This window comes from Pseudomonas japonica (genome assembly GCF_013522925.1).
Lineage (GTDB): Bacteria > Pseudomonadota > Gammaproteobacteria > Pseudomonadales > Pseudomonadaceae > Aquipseudomonas > Aquipseudomonas japonica_A.
Genome location: NZ_JAAMQU010000002.1, coordinates 152,756 through 173,394, shown reverse-complemented (window position 1 = coordinate 173,394; position 20,639 = coordinate 152,756). Strand labels below are relative to the sequence as shown.

The window sequence follows — 20,639 nt, the reverse complement described above, 5'->3', positions numbered from 1 at the left end:
GTTATCGCCTGACTCGTGTTGCCCGCCTGCGCTATGCTGGCGGGCATCGCCTTCGCCAGGATGCTCCGACGATGCCCTTGTTGCGTATTTTCGCTGTTGCCAGCCTTGCCCTTCTCACTGCCTGCGCCGGGCGCCATGCGCCAGACCCTTCCGTTGCGTTCGAGCTGAACAAGCAGCAGCAGTGCCCTATCACATTGGCCCAAGGCCAGCTGTTGATCGTTACTCTCCCCAGCAACCCCACCACCGGCTACCGCTGGCTGCTGCAGAACCCCGCACAGTCCGTATTACGCAGCCTCGGCCCCGAGGTATACACCAACGCCGAAGACGCCGGCATCGTGGGCGCCGCCGGGCAGTCGGTATGGCGCTACCGTGCGCAAGGCCCGGGGCAGGGCCACCTGTTGATGGTGCTGCAGCAGCCCTGGGCACCTGAGGTGAAGCCCGTGCAAGCCTTTGATTGCGATATCACGGTTATGTAGCGGCAAGCTTCGAGCGGCAAGCGGCAAGCCTTAAGCTGCAAGCAAGAGCAAGAGCGGCCGGCGTGATGGCGGCCTTCGCTTGCAGCTTGTAGCTTGCCGCTCGAAGCTCGTAAAATCCCGGCCTTTCCCGCCACGCCCGCAGAATCCCGTGTCTGAACTTCCTGATCGTCTTTTCGCCCAACCCCTGGCCCAGGTACCCGACTTCGTCTTCAACGAGGATGTGGTACGGGTGTTCCCGGATATGATCAAGCGCTCGGTACCTGGCTACCCGGCGATTGTCGAGAACCTGGGGGTACTGGCCGCGCGTTTCGCCCAGCCCCATACCTGCCTGTACGACCTGGGCGCCTCGCTGGGGGCGGTGACGCAGGCACTGCGTCGGCACGTGCGCAAGGACGGCTGCCATGTGGTGGCGATCGATAACTCGTCGGCCATGGTTCAGCGCTGCCGTGAATACCTGCAGGGGCAGGATTCGATGTTCCAGGAACTGTTGCCTGTTCAGGTACTGGAAACCGATATTCTCGGCTTCGAGTTTCAGCCAGCCTCGGTGGTGGCAATGAACTTCACCCTGCAGTTCATTCCACCCGGGCAACGCTTGGAGGTGCTGTCGCGGATCCGCCAGGCCATCGTACCGGGTGGGGCATTGCTGCTTTCGGAAAAGCTACGGTTCGAGGATGAACAGGCGCACGAGCTGCTCACTGAGCTACACGTGGATTTCAAGCGTGCCAACGGCTACAGCGAACTGGAAATTTCCCAGAAGCGCAGCGCGATCGAGCATGTGATGAAGCCCGACAGCTTCGAGGAGCACCGTGCACGCTTGCTGGCTGCGGGCTTCACCAAGGTGGTGCCTTGGTTCCAATGCCTTAACTTCGCTTCGATGATCGCCCTGCCATGATCGACCTCTCCCCCCTCGCCCGCCGCCTGGCAGGTTCGCCCTTGGCCGAATGGGCCAATGGCCTGCAGGCCGACCTCGACACGCGCATGGAAAAAGGCCACGGCGACCTGGAGCGCTGGCAAAAGGCGCTTGCCGCGTTACCGGAGCTGCACGCCAATGCGGTGGACCTCGCCAGCAGTGTAACCCTCGACGGCGAATGCGATGACGCTACCCGGCAGCGCCTGCACGACGCGCTGATGGGCCTTTCCCCATGGCGCAAGGGGCCATTCAACCTGTTCGGCGTACACGTGAACACCGAGTGGCGCTCGGACTGGAAATGGGCCCGAGTGGCGCCGCACCTGGACCTGAACGGCAAGCGGGTGCTGGATGTAGGCTGCGGCAATGGCTATTACCAATGGCGGATGCTCGGCGCTGGCGCCGAAAGCGTGATCGGCATCGACCCCAACTGGCTGTTCTTTTGCCAGTTCCAGGCCCTGAGCCAGTATCTGCCGGGCTTGCCTGCCTGGCACTTGCCACTGGCGCTGGAAGACCTTCCGCCCAACCTTCAGGGCTTCGACACGGTATTCTCCATGGGCGTGCTGTACCACCGTCGTTCGCCCATCGACCACTTGTTCGCACTGAAGGACTGCCTGGTAAAAGGCGGCGAACTAGTGTTGGAAACCCTGGTGGTACGTGGCGACGAACAGCAGGTGCTGGTGCCCGAGGATCGTTACGCGCAAATGCGTAACGTGTGGTTCCTGCCCTCGGTGGCGGCTTTGGAACTGTGGGTGCGTCGCGCCGGCTTCCGGGACGTGAAGTGCGTGGATGTGAGCTATACCACTCCCGACGAGCAGCGCAGCACCGACTGGATGCGCTACCAGTCCCTCGAACACTTCCTCGACCCGGAAGACCACAGCAAAACCGTGGAAGGCTTGCCAGCGCCCATGCGGGCGGTGATAACGGCACGCAAGTAAGCGCGAGCGGCCAGGGCCAAGCACTATTGGGCGCATTCCCACGGATCAAGGTAAGCTCCTACCGTGTCTATAGTTCTTTGCCAGCTTGCTGGCTCTCACAGGAGATCGAACCCGATGAGCAACCGCCAGGCCGAAATCGCCGCTGCGCTGAATGTCATTCCCCCGTTTGCCGATGAAGCCGCGCTGGCCGCCGAAGTAGAACGGCGCAAGGCGTTCATCAAGCAAACCCTGCGTAATGCCGGCCTCAAGGTATTGGTACTGGGCATCAGTGGCGGCGTGGACTCCAGCACGGCGGGCCGTCTGGCTCAGTTGGCAGTAGAGGAGCTGAGGGAAGAGACCGGCGACGCCGGTTATCGCTTTATCGCGGTGCGCCTGCCCTACGGCCAGCAGCATGACGAGGACGACGCAGCGGCCGCGATGAAGTTCGTGAAGGCCGACGAGGAAGTCACGGTGAACATTGCCGACGCCGTAAAAGGCCTGGATGCAGAGTTGGACGCTGTCTCGAAGCTGACCGATGCCCGTCGTGACTTCGTGCGCGGCAATACCAAGGCCCGCATGCGCATGGTGGCGCAATATGCCATCGCCAATGCCAACGACGGGCTGGTCATCGGTACCGACCACGCCGCCGAAGCGGTGATGGGCTTCTTTACCAAGTTTGGTGACGGCGCCTGTGACCTCACGCCACTGGAGGGGCTGGTAAAGGGCCAGGTTCGCGAAATCGCAAAATACCTGGGTGCGGCGGAAAAACTGTACCTCAAGGTCCCGACTGCTGACCTGGAAGAACTCACTCCAGGCAAGCCGGATGAAGATGCCCATGGCGTAAGCTACAAGGAAATCGACGCGTTCCTCCATGGCGAGACCGTGCGGGACGACGCGTACGACATCATTGTTCGCACCTACGACAAGACCGCTCACAAACGTCGCCAGCCCTACGCCCCCGAGTAATGCCGTTCAAGGAGCGCTGCCTGCGCGGCGCTCCTTTCAGGGATCAGCAGCGGGCACGCTCCGCAGCGTCCACGATCAGCGCTTTCATCTCCGCGACCGCAGCCGGGAAACCCACGAACAAGGCGTGTGCAACCAGGGCATGGCCGATGTTCAGCTCGTTGATGCCGCAGATGGCCGCGATAGGCTCCACATTGTGGTAGTGCAGGCCATGGCCGGCATTCACGATCAGGCCAAGGTTCCGGCCTTGGGCGACCCCGTCGGCAATACGTTGTAATTCAATAGCGGCTTCTTCCGGCGTATGGGCATCGGCATAGCGCCCGGTGTGCAACTCGATTGCCGGTGCCCCTACCCTGGCAGAGGCTTCGATCTGCGCCGGGTCGGCATCGATGAACAGGGACACTTCACTCCCCACCGCGCTGAGCCGATCTACCGCCGCCTTGATCCGGGCTTCCTGACCCGCCACGTCCAGGCCACCTTCAGTGGTGAGCTCCTGACGGGTTTCAGGCACCAGACACACATGGGCAGGTTGCAGCTTTTCCGCGAATTCGAGCATGGCCTCGGTCACACCCATCTCGAAGTTCATGCGGGTTTGCAGCACCTCCTTCAGCAGCAATACGTCGCGCTCCTGAATGTGCCGGCGGTCTTCGCGCAGGTGCACGGTAATGCCATCGGCGCCTGCCTGCTCGGCATCGAGCGCAGCCTTGACCGGGTCCGGGTAGCGCGTGCCCCGCGCCTGGCGCAGTGTGGCGACGTGATCGATGTTCACGCCCAGAAGAATGCGGTTGCTGGTGGTCACGGAAAAGCTCCCTGGCAGTAGATCAGCCAAGGATACGTGGCGGCGGGGTGTTGTAGGAAGCGAATAGCAAGGGCCTTACGGCCGGCGGAACAGTTCCCGGCTCATCAGCGGTTTGCCGCCGAGATGGGCGGCCAGCGCCTGGCGCATGAGGCGCTTGGCCGCCAGCAACGCACCCGCGGCGCTCCAGTCTGCCGTGGCCATGGCCAGAAGGTCCGCGCCGTGGAATAACCCTGGGGCAAAACTGAACACCCGCTCCAGGCCTTCGTCCACACTTAGCCGATACAGCCCGTCGCTCACCACCGGGCTACCGTTGCTGTCGGTATCCAGCGCAAAGGCATAGCCCAGTTCGTCCAGCAAACGCCATTCGAAAGCCCGCAGCAGCGGCTCAAGCGGGCGCCCCTGCGCCAGTGCCTCGAGCGTAAGGCCGTAGTGGTCGTAGAGCGCCGGATGTGGGGCTTCGAAGGGCAGCAGGCGTACCAACAGCTCGTTCAGGTACAAGCCGCTGAACAGCGCTTCGCCTACAAGCCATGGGCTGGTGCCGGCGCCTTCGAGCCGCCCTACGCTGCGCAGCTCGCCCTTGCCACGAAACTCCACCACAAGCGGTACGAAGGGCCGGGCCAGGCTGCCCGCCTTGCCCCTGGCGCCGCGCAATACGCCACGCAGCCGCCCGCCCGGTGTGAGGAAGTCCACTAACGCGCTGGTTTCCCTGTACGGCCGGGCGTGCAGTACGTAGGCCGGCTGCGGCAGCGTGCCGCTCATGGGCGTGCGCGCAGGTCAGACGTCGCCGTAGCCAAGGGAGCGCAGTGCGCGTTCGTCATCGGACCAACCGCCCTTCACTTTCACCCACAGGTTGAGCATCACCTTGGCGTCGAACATCTGCTCCATGTCCTTGCGCGCTTCCATGCCGATGCGTTTGATGCGCTCGCCCTTGTCCCCGATGATGATCTTCTTCTGGCCGTCACGCTCTACCAGGATCAAGGCATGGATGTGCAAGGTAGCGCCTTGCTGCTTGAATTCTTCGATCTCGACGGTGATCTGGTAGGGAAGCTCGGCGCCCAGCTGGCGCATGATCTTCTCGCGTACCAGTTCAGCGGCGAGGAAGCGGCTGCTGCGATCGGTGATCTGGTCTTCGGGGAAGAAATGGTCGTTCTCAGGCAGGTAATTGCCGATCAGCGCCTCGAGGGTGTCGAGGTTATGGCCCTGCTGCGCCGAGATCGGTACCACTTCGGCCTTGGGCAGCTGCTTTTGCAGCCATTCCAGATGCGGAATGAGCGCGGCCTTGTCTTCCAGCCGGTCGGTCTTGTTGATCGCCAGGATCACCGGGCCTTCGACGTACTGCACGCGCTCGAGGACCATCTGATCCTCGTCGGTCCAGCGGGTACGGTCCACTACAAAGATCACCACGTCCACGTCCTTGAGGGCGGCGGAGGCGGTTTTGTTCATGTAGCGGTTAAGCGCCTTGTCGTTATCCTTGTGCATGCCGGGGGTGTCGACATAAATCGCCTGCACATGGCCTTCGGTCTTGATACCCAGCATGGTGTGCCGCGTGGTTTGCGGCTTGCGCGAGGTGATCGCCAGCTTTTGCCCGAGAATATGGTTGATCAGCGTGGATTTGCCGACGTTGGGCCGGCCGACGATGGCCACGTAGCCGCAACGGGTTGCCGGAATATCAGTCATTGCCATTCTCCACGCCGAGTGCGATCAGGGCAGCCGCGGCGGCGACCTGTTCGGCGATACGCCGACTGACGCCCTGACCCCGGCTTTTTTCATTGAGCAAAGCCACTTCGCATTCCACGAAGAAGGTACGGCAATGCGGTTCACCCTGAATGTCGACCACTTCGTATCGAGGCAATTCACAGGCACGGGACTGCAAAAATTCCTGCAGCCGGGTTTTCGGGTCCTTGTTGGTGTCGACCAGGGTAAGGCTTTCGAACTCGTTCGTAAGCCAGGCCAGCACGCGCTCGCGTGCGGTGTCCATGTCGGCATCCAGGTAGATGGCCCCGATCAACGCCTCCAGAGCATCAGCCAGTATGGATTCACGGCGGAAGCCACCGCTTTTGAGCTCACCCGAGCCCAGCCGCAGGTATTCGCCCAGGTCGAAACCCCGGGCCAGCACCGCCAGGGTTTCGCCCTTGACGAGGCGGGCGCGCAGGCGGGACAGCTGGCCTTCCCGGGCCTGGGGGAAGCGGTCGTAGAGGGATTCGCCGGCCACGAAATTGAGGATCGCGTCCCCCAGGAACTCGAGGCGTTCATTGTTGCGACCCGCGAAACTGCGGTGCGTCAGCGCCAGCAGCATCAGATCCTTGTTCTTGAAGGTGTAGCCGAGCTGGCGCTCGAGACGATTGAGAGGCGACTGGCTCACGGCACACGCACGCTGGCTTGATGATCGAAACTCACTACCAGGTCGATGTTGCCCAGCAGGTGCTCGCGCCGCTCGTAAGCCAACCGGGCAAGAAGCCCGCCCTGCTGTTCAGTGATGTTCAACGCTCTTTTCAAATCCAGATCCCGGATGTTATTGACCTGCAAACTGCGGCCCACATAGTCGAAATATTCGTCGGCGTCCCCGACCTTCACTGTCGGATCGCTGGCAGCCTTGTCCATCGCTTTCCTGATGGCCCAGTAATCCATGTAATGCGGGCCTACTCGCAGGCCAGCGATGGTCACAAGGCTCACCGCTACCAGCAGCACCAGGCCGCCAACCAACGATAGCCCCTGCTGGGAGCGTAATGCATTCATGCTAGACCCTCGCCCGACGATTGCCCGGAAAGGCTGCCAGGCGCCTGGCAGCTTTCTCCCCAGGGGTTACTTGATGAGGCCGACCCGATCCAGCGTGGGCAGGTGGCGCATCTTCGGTTCCGGCCAGCTCATCCAGACCGCGAAGGCCTTGCCGACGATATTGTGGTCAGGAACCATGCCAAGGAGGTCCTTGGGAATACGCGGATCGTCCCAGTAACGGCTGTCGTTGGAGTTGTCCCGGTTATCGCCCATCATGAAGTAGTGATCGGCCGGTACAGTCCACTGCCCGCCGGGGAGCATGCGGTAGGTCGCCATCTGCTGATGGATCAAGTGCTCCACGTCGCCGATGCGCTCTTTGTATACCCCAACTTCGCCCAGGTGCGGGTCGAAGGTGGTGCCCACCATCTGTTCGTCCACCAGAGCGTCGTTGACATAGAGGTGCTTGTCCGACGTGTAGCGGATGGTGTCGCCCGGCACGCCGATCACGCGCTTGATGTAATTGACGGAAGGATCGCTTGGGTAGCGGAACACCATCACATCGCCGCGTTGCGGATCGCCGATCGGGATCACCTTGGTGTCCAGCACGGGCAGGCGAATGCCATACGAGAACTTGTTCACCAGAATGAAATCGCCCACTTCCAGCGTAGGCTTCATCGACCCCGAGGGGATCTGGAAGGGCTCGACCAGGAACGAACGCAGCACCAGCACGATGAACAGCACCGGGAAGAAGGACTTGCCGTACTCGATCAGCAGCGGCTCCTTGTTCAGTTGATCCAGCACGGCGGGCTCGGGTTGAGCCACGCTGCCCTGGTAATTCGCAATGGCAGTGCGCCGCCGCGGTGCGTAGATAACGAGGTCGAGCAGACCCAGCAGGCCACACACGGCCACGAGGATAACCAACAACAGCGGGAAGTTAAGAGACATAGGACCTGATTATTCCAACCTGAGCACGGCGAGGAAGGCTTCTTGTGGAATTTCCACATTACCGACCTGTTTCATACGCTTTTTACCGGCCTTCTGCTTTTCAAGCAGCTTGCGCTTACGGCTCACGTCACCACCGTAGCACTTGGCCAGAACGTTTTTCCGGAGCGCCTTGACGGTGGTTCGGGCAATGATCTGGCCGCCAATGGCTGCCTGGATCGCGACGTCGAACATCTGCCGAGGGATCAGCTCTTTCATTTTTTCGGTCAGCGCGCGGCCCTTGTAGTGGGCGTTGTCGCGGTGAACGATCAGTGCCAGCGCATCGACCTTGTCGCCGTTGATCAACACATCGAGCTTCACCAGGTTGGCCGACTGGTAACGAGCGAAGTGGTAATCGAGCGATGCATAGCCGCGGCTGGTGGACTTGAGGCGGTCGAAGAAGTCCAGCACCACCTCGTTCATAGGCAGGTCGTACCGCACCTGCACCTGGCTACCGAGGAACTGCATGTCACGCTGCACGCCGCGTTTTTCGATGCACAGCGTGATGACGTTACCCAAGTGCTCCTGAGGCACAAGAATGGTGGCTTCGACGATCGGCTCGCGGAAATCTTCCACCGACGACACATCTGGAAGCTTGGACGGGTTGTCGATGTAGATCGTCTCGCCGGTCTTCATCTTCACTTCGTAGATAACGCTCGGCGCAGTGGTGATCAGGTCCAGGTCGTATTCGCGCTCCAGGCGCTCCTGGATGATCTCCATGTGCAGCATGCCGAGGAACCCGCAACGGAAGCCGAAGCCCAGGGCGTCGGAACTTTCGGGCTGGTATTGCAGCGACGAATCGTTGAGGGTCAGCTTTTGCAGGGCTTCGCGGAAGTCCTCGAAATCGTCCGAGGTGGTCGGGAACAGCCCGGCGTAAACCTGAGGCTGGATCCGCTTGAACCCGGGGAGCACTTCCACGTCCGGCGTGGTAGAAAGGGTAAGGGTGTCACCCACGGGCGCGCCATGAATGTCCTTGATGCTGCCGATGATGAAGCCCACTTCGCCGGCCTTGAGGTCCGCCGTTGGGGTGTGCTTGGGGGTGAATACGCCCACGCTGTCCACCAAGTGGGTTTTACCCGTGGACTTGACGAGGATCTTGTCGCCCTTCTTCACCCGGCCGTGACGTACCCGCACCAGCGATACCACACCCAGGTAGTTGTCGAACCAGGAGTCGATGATCAGGGCCTGCAACGGCGCCTCGATATTGCCCTCGGGCGCCGGAATGGTTTGCACCAGGCGCTCGAGCACTTCGTCCACGCCCATGCCGCTCTTGGCACTGCAGGCCACGGCATCAGTGGCGTCGATGCCGATGATTTTCTCGATCTCGTCCTTCACCCGGTCCGGATCGGCCTGGGGAAGGTCCATCTTGTTGAGCACGGGCATTACTTCCAGGCCCTGCTCGATGGCGGTGTAGCAGTTGGCAACGGATTGCGCCTCGACACCCTGGCCGGCATCCACTACCAGCAATGCGCCTTCGCAGGCGGCAAGGGAGCGGCTGACTTCATAGGTGAAGTCGACGTGACCGGGGGTATCGATGAAATTGAGCTGGTAGGTTTTACCATCCTTCGCTTTGTAGTGAAGGGTGACACTGTGGGCCTTGATGGTGATGCCGCGCTCACGCTCCAGGTCCATCGAATCGAGGACCTGCGCTTCCATCTCGCGATCGGCGAGGCCGCCGCACATCTGGATGAACCGATCGGCCAGGGTCGACTTGCCGTGGTCGATGTGGGCGATGATGGAGAAATTGCGGATATGACTCAAATCACTCACGGATCAGCACTCAAAAAGGCCTTGGGCCGGACGCCCGACAAAAAATAGCCGGGCATTGTACCTGATGCCGTGGCCTATGAGGCAACCTTCGATGGTTGGCATGTTCGCGGGCCAGGGCTCCCCTGGGGGGAGAGCCCTGCAGGAGCGGGCAAAGCCCGCGAACATCTCAACCCATTACTCGGCCAGCTTGAAGGTAATGAAGCTCGCACGGCCTTGGCGCAGGACGCGCATGGACACCGAGCGGTTCTTTGGCAAGCCCTTGGCTACGTCAGTGAACTGCTTGGCGGAGGTGATCGCCTGGTTGTTCAGGTGAGTGATCACATCGCCAGGCTGCAGGCCGATCATGGCCGCAGGGCCGTCCTGCACGTCCTTGATCAACACGCCACCCTTGAGGTCGGCGGCTTTTTTCTGCTCGTCGGTGAGGTCTGCAACAGCCACGCCCAGGCGGTTGCTGCTGCGCTCGGGCTGGCCGTCGGCGTCGGTGGCCGTCTCCATGTCCTCATCCTCGGGTAGCGCGCCCACGGTAAGGTCCAGGTTCTGCCGCTTGCCGTCGCGAATGATCTCCAGCGAGGCCTTGGCACCCGCTTTCAGCCCGCCGACCAGATGCGGCAGGTCTGCCGACATGATGATCGGTTGGCCATTCATGCTCAGGATCACATCACCCACCTGCAAGCCACCCTTGGCGGCAGGACCGTCCTGCATCACCTGGGCAACCAGCGCACCGGCCGGCTTATCAAGGCCGAACGACTCGGCCAGGTCCTTGTTCACTTCCTGGATAACCACACCCAGCCAGCCGCGGCTGACTTTGCCGTCTTTCTTCAGCTGATTGGAAACATCCAGGGCAACGTCGATCGGGATCGCGAACGACAGGCCCATGAAGCCACCGGAGCGGGTGAAGATCTGCGAGTTGATCCCCACCACTTCACCGTTCATGTTGAACAGCGGCCCGCCGGAGTTACCGGGGTTGATGGCAACGTCGGTCTGGATAAAGGGCACATAGGAGTCGTTCGGCAGCGTGCGGCCCTTGGCGCTCACGATGCCTTTGGTAACGGAATGGTCGAAGCCGAACGGCGAACCGATGGCCAGTACCCACTCACCTACCTTTAGCTTGTCCGAGTCGCCGAGCTTCACCGTGGGCAGGTTCTTGCCGTCGATCTTGAGCAAGGCCACGTCAGTACGGGTGTCGGTGCCTACCAGCTTGGCCTTCAGCTCGCTGCGGTCGGACAGCCGCACCACGATCTCGTCGGCGTCGGCGATCACGTGATTGTTGGTCATCACATACCCGTCAGGCGAAATGATGAAGCCCGAACCCAGGGATTGCGCTTCGCGCTGGCGATCGCCCCGCGGGGCGCGCGGGTTGTTGCGTGGCATGTTGCGCTCGAAGAACTCACGGAACATCGGCGGCAGGCCCTGAAGGTCAGGCATCTGGCTGTCGGCCACGCCGCGGTCGGGCAACTTCTGCGTGGTGCTGATGTTGACCACCGCCGGGGAGGCCTGCTCCACCAGGGTTGTGAAATCGGGCAGCGCTTCGGCGTGGGCGGTAACGACCTGCCCCAGCATCAGTACCGCCGCGAACAGCGAAAGGCAGGATTTCAAGCGTGGTATGGACATACGGCTCCCGTACATTACGAGCATGGTTAAGCGAAGGGGCAAAGCTGGCCCCAGAGGGCGATACATCACGACCGGCCGGTGCGCTTGAGCGCAACTCCTCGACCAGCCGCACATGGTGGCAACGACCTATAAGAAAAACCGGGTCGCTTTGCAATAACATCGGCAGATCTTTCATGTTGCATTTTTATACATGAACCGGATTTCATCACACTTCAGGGCGTGCGCGGGGGCAAGGAGCCGCCTGCACGCTTATGTTCAGGGCTTCTTATCCTCGGCCTGGGCACGCATCGAAAGCGCCACACGCTCAGCCGTACCCATGGGAATTTCACCCACTACGGTCACCATCACATCGCCCCGGTCACTGGCAATACGGCGCGACACCGCTGCGGTCGGGCCCAACTGGGTGCGCCCATCCGTAGCCCGAGGCGAGCTGGCAGGCTCGATAAACACCGAGAAACGCGCCAGGCCGTCGTCGAACAGCATGCGGTCTACCGGGGTACCTTCGGGGCTTTGATAGTGTGAGGCGTCAATCCGTTCGAACCCCGCCGGGGCCCATTCGGCGCGCCAAGGCACAGCGCCGGTTGCCGCCGCTGCGGCTTCCACCGGTAGCGGGTGACAATCTGCGGTGGGCTTCAGATCGTTATCCGAAGGAACATCCGTGACGAAACGGGTGTACTGCAGGCGCTCAAGCAACTGCCCGCTTGCGCCCAGAAGCAACCATTTGACAGGCAAACCGGTATCACGATCCAGGTGCAATTCCAGGGCATATCGGTCGCGGTCTTTGGGGGTAACGGTAATGACCACAGCCGGGCGACCGGCTACGCGAGAATCCCCGGCAACCTTGATGTCGTACCAGGACATGAGCTTGAGAGCATCATAGGTGCGGGTGCTGGCGACAGGGCCGTTCGATACAGCTTCGGAGGCCATGCTGGCGCAGCGCTGGCGCCCGTCTGCGCGGACAGCTTCCTGCACCAGGCCATCGAGTTGAAAAACCCGCTCGACAACGTGGCCACCGGTAGCCCGGTGCCAGATCGCATGAGTGGAAAAGCTGCCGCTGCGCTCGTAGACGAAAGTGCCTTGAAAGCTGCGTTGCTGCTCGGCCCGATCTACGCGATCGAGCCATTGTGAGGCGTCAGCGGCGGCCAACGCCGGAAGGGAAAACCAACTGCCGCACAACAGTGTGGCCAGTGGGAGGACGCGCATGTTCCTCCTTAGCGGTTTTCCATGCTCGCCGAGCGGGCGTACGGCAATGCGCCTTCAGTACCCTTGCCTGCAGAATCCTGAGCGTGCTGGCGTACATAGCCAGGCAGCTTTTCATCCTGCCAGCCGGCCTGATTCTCCAGGGCCGGAGCCTTTACAGCTTCGCTGCTCTCGGTGTAACCGGCCAGCACGGCTGGACCCTGGGCTTGTGGCGCTACCAAGGCAGGCTGTGGCGCTTGCTGGGCCACTTGGGCACCGGCGATTTCGTTCTGGTTGTACAGACGTACACCCGCCAGCACTGCAAGCGTGACCGAGGCCGCTACTGCAAGGCGACCCAGGCTGCGCCATGGGCGAGGCGTGGAGCGTGCAGGTACCGCTTCGTCGGCCAGTGCAGCAGACACCGCCGAGGCCAGGTCCAGGCGTGGATTGAGCAGTTCCTTGTGCATGGCTGCCCGGGCGACCTGATAACGCGACCAGGTAGCACGTGCTTCGCTGTCTTCCACAGCGCTCAATACACGGCGTAATTCAAGTTCGTCCGCTTCGTTATCCATCACCGCGGACAGCGATTCCTGCAGGGCTTCACGACTCATTGCGGTTCCTCTCTTGGCTGTCGCCGCTGTCTCAGGTTTCCTGCAGCAACGGCTGCAGGGCTTTATCTATGGCTTCGCGAGCACGGAATATCCGAGACCTCACGGTACCCACCGGACACTGCATTACACTTGCAATGTCTTCATAACTCAGACCATCGAACTCACGCAGGGTCAATGCCGTGCGCAGGTCTTCCGGCAATTGCTGGATGGTCCGGTGGACGGTGCCCTCGATCTCATCCCTTAACAGCGAGCGTTCCGGCGATTCGAGGTCTTTGAGGCCATGATCGCCATCGTAGAACTCAGCGTCTTCGGAGCTGACATCGCTATCCGGCGGCCGTCGTCCTCGGGACACCAGATAATTTTTCGCCGTGTTGATGGCGATGCGGTACAGCCATGTATAAAAGGCGCTGTCTCCGCGGAAATTGCCCAAGGCCCGGTACGCCTTGATGAAGGCCTCCTGGGCCACGTCCTGTGCTTCGTGGGTGTCGTGCACAAAGCGCACGATCAGCCCGAGAATCTTGTGCTGGTACTTGAGCACCAGCAGATCGAACGCTCGCCTGTCGCCGCGCTGAACGCGCTCGACCAGCTGTTGATCTTCTTCCTGGGTTAGCATGAACACTCCTCGTTGTGCTCCAAGGAGCGCTGCAAGAGCCATCGTTCAGGCTTGCAACCATAGACTCGGGCTTTGTGCAAAAGTTCTCCCCTCCACGCAAGTTTCCTGCCCGTAAATTCGGGTACAGGAAAAAACGCACCAGGCGCTTGCCTGCTGCGTAGACAATCGGACATCCGGCCACTGACGAAACAGCCACGCGAAGGTGGTGCTCCGGCGTACCCTGTAGTTTGGCAACCACCTATGGATTGTGCCCCAAATAGGAAAGTTCCCATTACCGGATAGCCAATTTCCTACAAAAAAGGGTGCAAGGTCCATAGCAGCATACGCCCTCCGGGACATTGGCGTGGCCCTGCTTGAGCGGCGCTGGTATAAATACCGGCCCACCGCTGCGCTCGATGGTTCCATTTTGCCATATCTGAGTCTGGATCACCTCCGTCGGTCCTTCTCAACGGCAAAATCGCACGCCCAGCCAACAAGAAAGCGGCCGCCGCAGCCGCAGGAGACACTTCGTCACATGAGTCAGCATTTGCAACATGACGTACTAGTCATCGGCAGCGGCGCGGCTGGCTTGAGCCTTGCGCTCACCTTGCCCGCGCATTTACGCATTGCTGTGTTAAGCAAAGGGGAATTGTCCAACGGCTCTACGTATTGGGCGCAGGGCGGCGTGGCTGCCGTTCTGGACGATGCCGACACGGTGGACTCCCATGTGCGCGACACGCTGGACGCCGGTGGTGGGCTGTGTGACGAAGCGGCGGTGCGTTTTACGGTGGAGCACAGCCGCGAAGCGATCCAGTGGCTGATCGACCAGGGTGTGCCGTTTACGCGGGACGATACCGCTTCGGCGGAGGACGGCCAGTTCGAATTCCACCTTACCCGGGAAGGTGGCCATAGCCACCGCCGCATCATCCACGCAGCCGATGCCACCGGCGCGGCGATCTTCAATACGCTGCTGGCCCAGGCCCGGCAACGCCCCAACATTGAACTGCTACAGCAGCGCGTGGCCGTGGACCTGATCACCGAACGGCGCCTGGGGCGCGATGGCGACCGTTGCCTGGGCGCCTATGTGCTGGACCGTAAAACAGGCGAGGTCGATACGTTCGCAGCTCGCTTCACCGTGCTGGCCACGGGCGGCGCCGCCAAAGTGTACCTGTACACCAGCAACCCGGACGGCGCCTGCGGCGACGGGATTGCCATGGCCTGGCGAGCTGGCTGCCGGGTCGCGAACCTGGAGTTCAACCAGTTCCACCCTACCTGCCTGTATCACCCCCAGGCCAAGAGCTTTCTGGTGACCGAGGCGCTGCGTGGCGAGGGGGCGGTACTCAAGCTGCCGAACGGCGAGCGCTTCATGCCCCGCTTCGATCCTCGGGAAGAACTGGCCCCGCGCGATATCGTGGCCCGCGCCATCGACCACGAGATGAAGCGGCTGGGCGCCGACTGCGTATACCTGGACATCAGCCACAAACCCGCCGAGTTCGTGCGCACGCACTTCCCCACTGTTTATGAGCGCTGCCTGGCCTTTGGCATCGACATCACCAAAGAAGCCATCCCGGTGGTACCTGCGGCGCATTACACCTGCGGTGGCGTAATGATCGACAGCCACGGCCGTACCGATGTACCCGGCCTTTATGCCATCGGCGAAACCACCTTTACCGGGCTGCATGGGGCCAACCGTATGGCGAGCAATTCGCTGCTGGAATGCTTCGTCTACGGCCGCTCGGCGGCGCAGCATATCCAGTCCCTGCTCGAAACGGTTCCGGCGCCGGAGGCACTGCCCACCTGGGATGCCACGCAGGTAACCGATTCGGACGAAGACGTGGTGATCGCCCACAACTGGGATGAGCTGCGCCGGTTCATGTGGGACTACGTGGGCATTGTGCGCACCACCAAGCGCCTGCAGCGCGCCCAGCACCGCGTGCGGCTGCTGCTCGATGAAATAGATGAGTTCTACAGCAACTACCGCGTAAGCCGCGACCTGATCGAGCTGAGGAACCTGGCCCAGGTGGCCGAGCTGATGATCAGGTCAGCCATGCAACGCAAGGAATCCCGTGGGCTGCACTACACGCTGGATTATCCGGAGCTGCTGGCCGAGGCGAGGGATACGGTACTGGACCCCGCTGCAACTTAAGGCTGACGAACGGCGGACGGCGGCGCAAAGCGGTTGCGGCTCAAACGTAACCGAAGGCGCAATCGCCGATGGGTTTCGGCACCTAGTGCATCAGCGGGAATGCAGGCGGCGCGGGCGAACCATTGGCCTGGCTGGCGATAGCGCACCACCACCAGGGCCGGTAATGCCACGCTGTCACGCAGAAGCTGTACGGGATGCCAGCCAGCACGGCGGCTGAGCATCGCCCACCCTTCAGGCGTTCTGCGTATGGCGGTAACCGCGGCGGGCGAGCTCAGCAGTACATGCCGAGGGAGCACCCAGGCAGCATGCGCAACCACACTGATCAGTAATAGGAAGCGAACCGATGCTGGTACCTGCAGCACCATGGCTGAGCACAACGCCAGCGACGCTACCGCACAGTACACCTGGAATAGCCGCCGGGAAGGCCGCCAGCGGCATTCGAACCGATCATTTCGGCTGAACACGGTCCAGGATCATCCGAACCATGCGTTGAAGCTCTGGATCCTCGGATTCGCTACGCTCCATGAACCAGCCGAACATGTCTTGATCTTCACAGGCAAGCAGACGCACATAGACCGCGCGGTCGACGTCGTTCAGCGTGGGGTATACCTCCTTCACGAAGGGTACGAGCAGTACGTCCAGCTCCAGCATGCCACGGCGGCTGTGCCAGTACAGGCGATTGAGTTCGATATCCGCGACCATGGGGGCCTCCTGGGGAAAGGCCGGCAGTATACAGGCCAGGCTATCGCGGGGCACCTTGCGGGTATGAGCGGATGTGGCGCCTGTTTATTTTCCGCGCGGGGCACTATCATGAGCGCATTCAGGTTCAGCAAAGTGACCCATGTCCGATTCTGCCTTTTTCTGCGCGCTCAACCATGAGGGCGTTCTTGCGGTTCGTGGCTCGGATGCCGGCAAGTTCCTGCAAGGCCAGCTGACGTGCAACCTCAACTACCTCAACCCCCACACCAGCAGCTTGGGCGCGCGTTGTACGCCCAAGGGCCGCATGCAGTCGAGTTTCCGCATTGTGCTGGAGGGCGACGGCTGCCTGTTGGCAATGGCGCGCGAACTGGTCGACCTGCAGCTGGCCGATCTGAAGAAATACGCCGTGTTTTCCAAGGCAACCCTTTCCGACGCCTCCAGCGAATGGCTACGCTTCGGTATCCAGGAAGCCAACGCGAACGCGCTGGAACAGCTGGGTGTCAACCTGCCTGAAGAAACTCATGCGGTGGCCCGTCAGGGTGACGCGCTGTTCATTCGCGTTTCACCGGGCAGGGCTGAAGCCTGGGTGCCAGCAAGCCAGGCCGAGGCGTTGCGCGCCAGCCTGGCCGCCGCGCTACCCGAAGGGCCGCTCGAGGCCTGGTTGCTCGGCCAGGTACGCGCCGGCATAGGGCAGGTATTTGGCCCCACCCATGAGATGTTCATCCCGCAAATGCTCAACCTGCAGGCCGTGGGCGGTGTGAGCTTCAAGAAAGGCTGCTACACCGGGCAGGAAATCGTCGCCCGCATGCAGTACCTGGGCAAGCTCAAGCGCCGCCAATACCGCCTGGCGCTGGCCGAAGGCGAAATTCCCGCGCCCGGCACACCCCTGTTTTCTCCCGTCCACTCCAGCGCCGTTGGCGAGGTAGTGCTGGCCGCGCCGGCGGGCACAGGTGTGGAACTGCTCGCGGTGCTGCAAGGCGATGCCGCCGAACAAGGCGAAATTCACCTCGGCGATGCACAGGGCGCGCGCCTCACGGTGCTTGAGCTTCCGTACGAACTGGACCGCGACCGCGAGATACAACGGTAGCCTGGTCGGCGGACCTTTCCGCCCGCGCTTCACCTTTGCATGCCGAGAGGCCTCATGAGCAAGCTGGCCCAAGCGGTTCAAGAAGATTTGCTGGTCGCCATCGACCGGGACGACCTGATGCTGCCGACGCTGCCGGAAGTCGCCCTGGAGATCCGTCAGGCGGCCGAAGACAGCGAGGTGAGCGTAAGCGAGCTGAGCCGCGTGGTTGGCCGGGACCCGGCCCTGAGCGCGCGCTTGATCAAGGTGGTCAACAGCCCCTTGCTGCGCAGCCAGGTGGAAGTCACTAGCCTGCAATCGGCTATCACTCGCCTGGGCGTGAACTACACCTGCAACCTGGCAATAGGCCTGGTGATCGAGCAGATCTTCAATGCGCGGCTGCCCGTGGTGGAAGCCAAGCTTCGAGAGATCTGGGCAACCAGCGTGGAAGTGGCAGGGATTGGCTACGAACTTTGCCGTCGCCAGGCACACCTCAAGCCTGACCAGGGCGCACTGGCCGGCATGGTTCACCTGATCGGCGTATTGCCGATACTCACCTACGCCGAGGAGCATAACGAGCTGCTCAGCGACCCGGTGTGCCTGAATCATGTGATTGAAAAGATTCACCCGGTGATCGGCGCGCGGATTCTCAAATCCTGGGATTTCCCGCGGGCGCTATCGGACGTGCCGCTGCTTTATCTGGATTACCAGCGCGAGCAGGCCGCGGCGGACTATTCAGATGTAGTGCAGATCGCCTCGCTGCTGAACACACCAATCGACAGGCGCCCGTCCATCAGCAAACTCCCTTCTTATGAACGGCTGGGCATGGACCGCCTAGACCCGCCGCTGCTGGGCAGCGAACTGGAAGACGCGCGGGTGATGCTGGCCTGACCTTGGGCAAAGCCCTTGTTCGCGAGCTTTCGCCGGATGGCCGGCCCCGCCTCTTCCCACAGGATCTACAGGGTTTTGAGGCTATTGTAGGAGCAAGCGAAGCCGCAGGCGTAGCTCGCGAATAGGGCCTAAGGAAACCGCTCAAGACAGTTGCTTCCCACAGGGTTAAAGGCCCCTCTACAGGGCCTGCGATTCGTGCTCGGGAAACGCCACCCGTACCTTAAGCCCGCCATGGGCGCCGTCATGCAGGGAGATGCTGGCCCGGTGCGCCCGGCAGATTTCACCCACAATGGCCAAGCCCAGGCCGGTACCTTGCTGGCTGCCCCGGTAGAACCGTTGGAACACCCGTTCGCGGGCATCTTCGGGAATGCCCGGCCCTTCGTCTTCCACTTCCAGCACGCCCTCGGGCAGCACCCGCAGCACCACGCCGCCACCTTTGGGGCTGTGCGCCAGTGCGTTGTCGAGCAGGTTGCTCAACAGCTCGCTGAGCAACGTAGGCTCACCCCGCACATACACCGGCTGCTCGGCCTCCAGTGCCAGCTCGATCCCCTGCCCATAGGCCAGGGGCGCCATGGCCATGCCGAGCTCCCGCGCCAGCTGTGAAAGGTCGATCTGCTGCGCCCCGCCCTCCGCGATGGCCTGGGCGCCGTTCTCGATGCGGGCCAGTGACAACAGCTGATTGGCGAGATGGGTCAACCGGTCGATACCGTCCCGGCCGTCCGCCAGCGCGGTTTTCAGCTCTGCAGGATCGCTGCTGCGCAGGCTCAGCTCTACCCTGGCCTTCAAAGCGGCCAGCGGCGTGCGCAGCTCATGGGCAGCATCAGCGATGAACTGGCTCTGGCGCTCGAACTGCAAGCGCAGGCGCTCGGTAAAGTGGTCGATTGATTGCACCAGCGGCAGCAGTTCGCGTTGCACCTCGTCATGGGGCAACGGCCGCAGGTCGTCAGACCTGCGTTCCTCCACCGCGCGCCGCAGCCGTTCCAGTGGCCTTAACGCCCCGCTCACGGTAATCCATACCAGCAGCAATGCCCCCCCACCCAACATACCCAGCCGCAACAGCGTATCGGTCATCAGGTCGCGGGCCATGTTCACCCGGGCATCGTCGGTTTCCGCCACCCGTATCTCGGCCATGCCGTTCATGCTGGGCTCGCTCACCGCCTTGAGCAGGCTCACCACCCGCACATCCTGCCCGCGGTAGCTGCCGTTATAGAATTTGGCCAAGGCCGGATAGGCATCCGTGCGAGGCGTGCCCGGCGGCGCCGAGGGAAGGTTCTCGTAGCCCGAGATCAACTGGCCGTCGATGCCGTTGACCTGATAGTAGATCCGCCCGGCACTGTCATAGGCGAACGTATCCAGGGCGACGTAGGGCACATCGAGGCTGAGGCGGCCGTCCTGCTCGAACAGCCCGGCCGAAATGGTTCGCGCCGAGGCCAACAGGGTACGGTCGTAAGCGGTGTCGGCAGCCATGCGGCCGTTCCAGTAGGCACTCAGCCCGCTGGCCAGCATCAGCAGTATCAGCAAGCTGGCCAGGTTACCGAGCAGGCGCCAGCGCAGGCTGGCCGGCTTAGGCATCACGCCCCTCGAGCAGGTAACCCAGGCCGCGGAAGGTCACGATGGCCGCGCCTTGGCCATCGAGCTTCTTGCGCAAGCGGTGAATGTAGATCTCGATGGCTTCGGCGCTGGCGTCTTCGTCCAGGCCAAATACCTGGGCGGCCAGCTGTTCCTTGCTCATCACCCGGCCAGGCCGGGCGATCAAGGCTTCGAGCACCGATTGTTCGCGGGACGTGAGCACCAGCGGCACTTCGCCTATGCTGAAACGGCGGGCTTCCAGGTCGTACACCAGCGCCCCGCAACGTTGCTGCCGCTCGCCGCCCAGCAGGGTGCGGCGCAGCAGGGCCTTTACCCGGGCTTCGAGTTCAGTGAGCTCGAAGGGCTTGGCCAGGTAGTCGTCCGCGCCCAGGTTAAGGCCATGCACCCGGTCTTTGACGTCACTGCGTGCGGTGAGCATCAGCACAGGCAGGTTGCGGCCGCGGTCGCGCAGGCGGGCGAGTACTTCGAAACCGTCCATCCGGGGCAGGCCCACGTCAAGTATGGCCATGGCGTAGTCTTCACTGGCCAGGGCAAGGTCGGCCGCGACGCCGTCGTGCAGTACGTCGACCGTAAGGCCGGCGGCTTTCAAGGCCTGGGCAATGCTTTGCGACAGCTGCACGTGATCTTCAACCAGCAAAATGCGCATCGTTCCCCCTTGTTCAGCGCCACGCGGCTGGGGAGTGTCCCCCATTCCCGGCCTGTTGGCGATCCTTGCAACGGGAACGGTCC

Annotated in this window: 22 protein-coding genes; 7 read left to right on the top strand and 15 right to left on the bottom strand. The window is 62.1% G+C overall.

The features are described 5' to 3' along the window. Positions 1-71 precede the first annotated feature (71 nt). The 4 genes from G7016_RS03450 (at position 72) to nadE (ending at position 3,266) form a co-directional block, all read left to right on the top strand. On the top strand, positions 72-476 hold the full coding sequence (locus tag G7016_RS03450) for a protease inhibitor I42 family protein (protein WP_181111442.1): 405 nt from the start codon (positions 72-74) through the stop codon (positions 474-476). Between the two features lie 148 nt (positions 477-624). Continuing rightward, positions 625-1,368, top strand: a complete 744-nt coding sequence (gene cmoA, locus G7016_RS03445) for a carboxy-S-adenosyl-L-methionine synthase CmoA (protein ID WP_181111441.1) — start codon at positions 625-627, stop codon at positions 1,366-1,368. Beyond that, positions 1,365-2,321: a tRNA 5-methoxyuridine(34)/uridine 5-oxyacetic acid(34) synthase CmoB gene (gene cmoB / locus G7016_RS03440; protein WP_181111440.1), complete on the top strand. Its 957-nt coding sequence runs from the start codon at positions 1,365-1,367 to the stop codon at positions 2,319-2,321. Before cmoA ends, cmoB begins: the two co-directional genes overlap by 4 nt. A 114-nt stretch (positions 2,322-2,435) precedes the next feature. Further along, positions 2,436-3,266 carry an ammonia-dependent NAD(+) synthetase gene (gene nadE / locus G7016_RS03435; RefSeq protein WP_181111439.1) on the top strand — a complete coding sequence of 277 codons (831 nt, stop codon included), beginning with the start codon at positions 2,436-2,438 and terminating at the stop codon, positions 3,264-3,266. A 43-nt stretch (positions 3,267-3,309) separates the two neighbouring features. On the opposite strand, the gene pdxJ is transcribed toward nadE, so the two are convergent. The 11 genes from pdxJ to rpoE all read right to left on the bottom strand — a co-directional run bounded on the left by pdxJ (position 3,310) and on the right by rpoE (position 13,542). Continuing rightward, positions 3,310-4,062 (bottom strand): pyridoxine 5'-phosphate synthase, encoded by a 753-nt coding sequence (gene pdxJ / locus G7016_RS03430; protein WP_181111438.1) that lies wholly within the window; start codon positions 4,060-4,062, stop codon positions 3,310-3,312. 75 nt (positions 4,063-4,137) lie between these two features. After that, positions 4,138-4,821 (bottom strand): DNA repair protein RecO, encoded by a 684-nt coding sequence (recO, locus tag G7016_RS03425; protein ID WP_181111437.1) that lies wholly within the window; start codon positions 4,819-4,821, stop codon positions 4,138-4,140. Positions 4,822-4,836: 15 nt separating this feature from the next. After that, entirely contained in the window at positions 4,837-5,739 is a 903-nt protein-coding gene (era, locus tag G7016_RS03420; protein ID WP_181111436.1) for a GTPase Era, read from the bottom strand. After that, a complete protein-coding gene (gene rnc, locus G7016_RS03415; RefSeq protein ID WP_181111435.1) occupies positions 5,732-6,424 on the bottom strand; it encodes a ribonuclease III in 693 nt (230 codons plus the stop codon). Before rnc ends, era begins: the two co-directional genes overlap by 8 nt. Beyond that, a complete protein-coding gene (locus G7016_RS03410; protein WP_181111434.1) occupies positions 6,421-6,798 on the bottom strand; it encodes a DUF4845 domain-containing protein in 378 nt (125 codons plus the stop codon). Before G7016_RS03410 ends, rnc begins: the two co-directional genes overlap by 4 nt. A 66-nt stretch (positions 6,799-6,864) precedes the next feature. Next, positions 6,865-7,722, bottom strand: a complete 858-nt coding sequence (gene lepB / locus G7016_RS03405) for a signal peptidase I (protein ID WP_181111433.1) — start codon at positions 7,720-7,722, stop codon at positions 6,865-6,867. Between the two features lie 9 nt (positions 7,723-7,731). Further along, positions 7,732-9,528 (bottom strand): translation elongation factor 4, encoded by a 1,797-nt coding sequence (gene lepA / locus G7016_RS03400; RefSeq protein WP_181111432.1) that lies wholly within the window; start codon positions 9,526-9,528, stop codon positions 7,732-7,734. Between the two features lie 174 nt (positions 9,529-9,702). Then, positions 9,703-11,133, bottom strand: coding sequence for a DegQ family serine endoprotease (locus G7016_RS03395; protein WP_181111768.1), 1,431 nt, complete (start codon positions 11,131-11,133; stop codon positions 9,703-9,705). Positions 11,134-11,394: 261 nt separating this feature from the next. After that, a complete protein-coding gene (locus G7016_RS03390; RefSeq protein WP_181111431.1) occupies positions 11,395-12,342 on the bottom strand; it encodes a MucB/RseB C-terminal domain-containing protein in 948 nt (315 codons plus the stop codon). A gap of 8 nt (positions 12,343-12,350) precedes the next feature. Continuing rightward, positions 12,351-12,929, bottom strand: a complete 579-nt coding sequence (locus tag G7016_RS03385) for a sigma-E factor negative regulatory protein (RefSeq protein ID WP_181111430.1) — start codon at positions 12,927-12,929, stop codon at positions 12,351-12,353. A gap of 31 nt (positions 12,930-12,960) precedes the next feature. Further along, positions 12,961-13,542: an RNA polymerase sigma factor RpoE gene (gene rpoE, locus G7016_RS03380; RefSeq protein WP_003252049.1), complete on the bottom strand. Its 582-nt coding sequence runs from the start codon at positions 13,540-13,542 to the stop codon at positions 12,961-12,963. A gap of 514 nt (positions 13,543-14,056) precedes the next feature. Here rpoE and nadB point away from each other — a divergent pair. After that, on the top strand, positions 14,057-15,667 hold the full coding sequence (nadB, locus tag G7016_RS03375) for an L-aspartate oxidase (RefSeq protein WP_181111429.1): 1,611 nt from the start codon (positions 14,057-14,059) through the stop codon (positions 15,665-15,667). On the opposite strand, the gene G7016_RS03370 is transcribed toward nadB, so the two are convergent. Both G7016_RS03370 and G7016_RS03365 read right to left on the bottom strand, forming a co-directional pair. Beyond that, complete coding sequence (locus G7016_RS03370; RefSeq protein WP_181111428.1) at positions 15,664-16,131, bottom strand: protein YgfX; 468 nt, start codon at positions 16,129-16,131, stop codon at positions 15,664-15,666. The two genes, nadB and G7016_RS03370, sit on opposite strands and share 4 nt — an antisense overlap. Further along, positions 16,115-16,369: an FAD assembly factor SdhE gene (locus G7016_RS03365; protein WP_181111427.1), complete on the bottom strand. Its 255-nt coding sequence runs from the start codon at positions 16,367-16,369 to the stop codon at positions 16,115-16,117. Before G7016_RS03365 ends, G7016_RS03370 begins: the two co-directional genes overlap by 17 nt. Before the next feature lie 139 nt (positions 16,370-16,508). On the opposite strand from G7016_RS03365, the gene ygfZ reads away from it, so the two are divergent. Beyond that, a complete protein-coding gene (ygfZ, locus tag G7016_RS03360; RefSeq protein ID WP_181111426.1) occupies positions 16,509-17,453 on the top strand; it encodes a CAF17-like 4Fe-4S cluster assembly/insertion protein YgfZ in 945 nt (314 codons plus the stop codon). A gap of 54 nt (positions 17,454-17,507) precedes the next feature. Beyond that, positions 17,508-18,320: an HDOD domain-containing protein gene (locus G7016_RS03355; RefSeq protein ID WP_181111425.1), complete on the top strand. Its 813-nt coding sequence runs from the start codon at positions 17,508-17,510 to the stop codon at positions 18,318-18,320. Between the two features lie 177 nt (positions 18,321-18,497). On the opposite strand, the gene G7016_RS03350 is transcribed toward G7016_RS03355, so the two are convergent. Further along, positions 18,498-19,892: a sensor histidine kinase gene (locus G7016_RS03350; protein ID WP_181111424.1), complete on the bottom strand. Its 1,395-nt coding sequence runs from the start codon at positions 19,890-19,892 to the stop codon at positions 18,498-18,500. Continuing rightward, positions 19,885-20,556 (bottom strand): response regulator, encoded by a 672-nt coding sequence (locus G7016_RS03345; protein WP_181111423.1) that lies wholly within the window; start codon positions 20,554-20,556, stop codon positions 19,885-19,887. The genes G7016_RS03350 and G7016_RS03345 overlap by 8 nt, the downstream gene beginning before the upstream one ends. Positions 20,557-20,639 lie beyond the last annotated feature (83 nt).

What these genes read in the sequence shown, in the direction of transcription:
- G7016_RS03355 (WP_181111425.1), top strand. Translation starts at nt 17,508, where the DNA reads ATGAGCAAGCTGGCCCAAGCGGTTCAAGAAGATTTGCTGGTCGCCATC.
- G7016_RS03385 (WP_181111430.1), bottom strand. Translation starts at nt 12,929, where the DNA reads ATGAGTCGTGAAGCCCTGCAGGAATCGCTGTCCGCGGTGATGGATAAC.
- era (WP_181111436.1), bottom strand. Translation starts at nt 5,739, where the DNA reads ATGACTGATATTCCGGCAACCCGTTGCGGCTACGTGGCCATCGTCGGC.
- rpoE (WP_003252049.1), bottom strand. Translation starts at nt 13,542, where the DNA reads ATGCTAACCCAGGAAGAAGATCAACAGCTGGTCGAGCGCGTTCAGCGC.
- G7016_RS03365 (WP_181111427.1), bottom strand. Translation starts at nt 16,369, where the DNA reads ATGGTCGCGGATATCGAACTCAATCGCCTGTACTGGCACAGCCGCCGT.
- G7016_RS03345 (WP_181111423.1), bottom strand. Translation starts at nt 20,556, where the DNA reads ATGCGCATTTTGCTGGTTGAAGATCACGTGCAGCTGTCGCAAAGCATT.
- G7016_RS03410 (WP_181111434.1), bottom strand. Translation starts at nt 6,798, where the DNA reads ATGAATGCATTACGCTCCCAGCAGGGGCTATCGTTGGTTGGCGGCCTG.
- recO (WP_181111437.1), bottom strand. Translation starts at nt 4,821, where the DNA reads ATGAGCGGCACGCTGCCGCAGCCGGCCTACGTACTGCACGCCCGGCCG.
- G7016_RS03350 (WP_181111424.1), bottom strand. Translation starts at nt 19,892, where the DNA reads ATGCCTAAGCCGGCCAGCCTGCGCTGGCGCCTGCTCGGTAACCTGGCC.
- cmoB (WP_181111440.1), top strand. Translation starts at nt 1,365, where the DNA reads ATGATCGACCTCTCCCCCCTCGCCCGCCGCCTGGCAGGTTCGCCCTTG.
- lepB (WP_181111433.1), bottom strand. Translation starts at nt 7,722, where the DNA reads ATGTCTCTTAACTTCCCGCTGTTGTTGGTTATCCTCGTGGCCGTGTGT.
- ygfZ (WP_181111426.1), top strand. Translation starts at nt 16,509, where the DNA reads ATGTCCGATTCTGCCTTTTTCTGCGCGCTCAACCATGAGGGCGTTCTT.
- G7016_RS03390 (WP_181111431.1), bottom strand. Translation starts at nt 12,342, where the DNA reads ATGCGCGTCCTCCCACTGGCCACACTGTTGTGCGGCAGTTGGTTTTCC.
- nadB (WP_181111429.1), top strand. Translation starts at nt 14,057, where the DNA reads ATGAGTCAGCATTTGCAACATGACGTACTAGTCATCGGCAGCGGCGCG.
- G7016_RS03450 (WP_181111442.1), top strand. Translation starts at nt 72, where the DNA reads ATGCCCTTGTTGCGTATTTTCGCTGTTGCCAGCCTTGCCCTTCTCACT.
- nadE (WP_181111439.1), top strand. Translation starts at nt 2,436, where the DNA reads ATGAGCAACCGCCAGGCCGAAATCGCCGCTGCGCTGAATGTCATTCCC.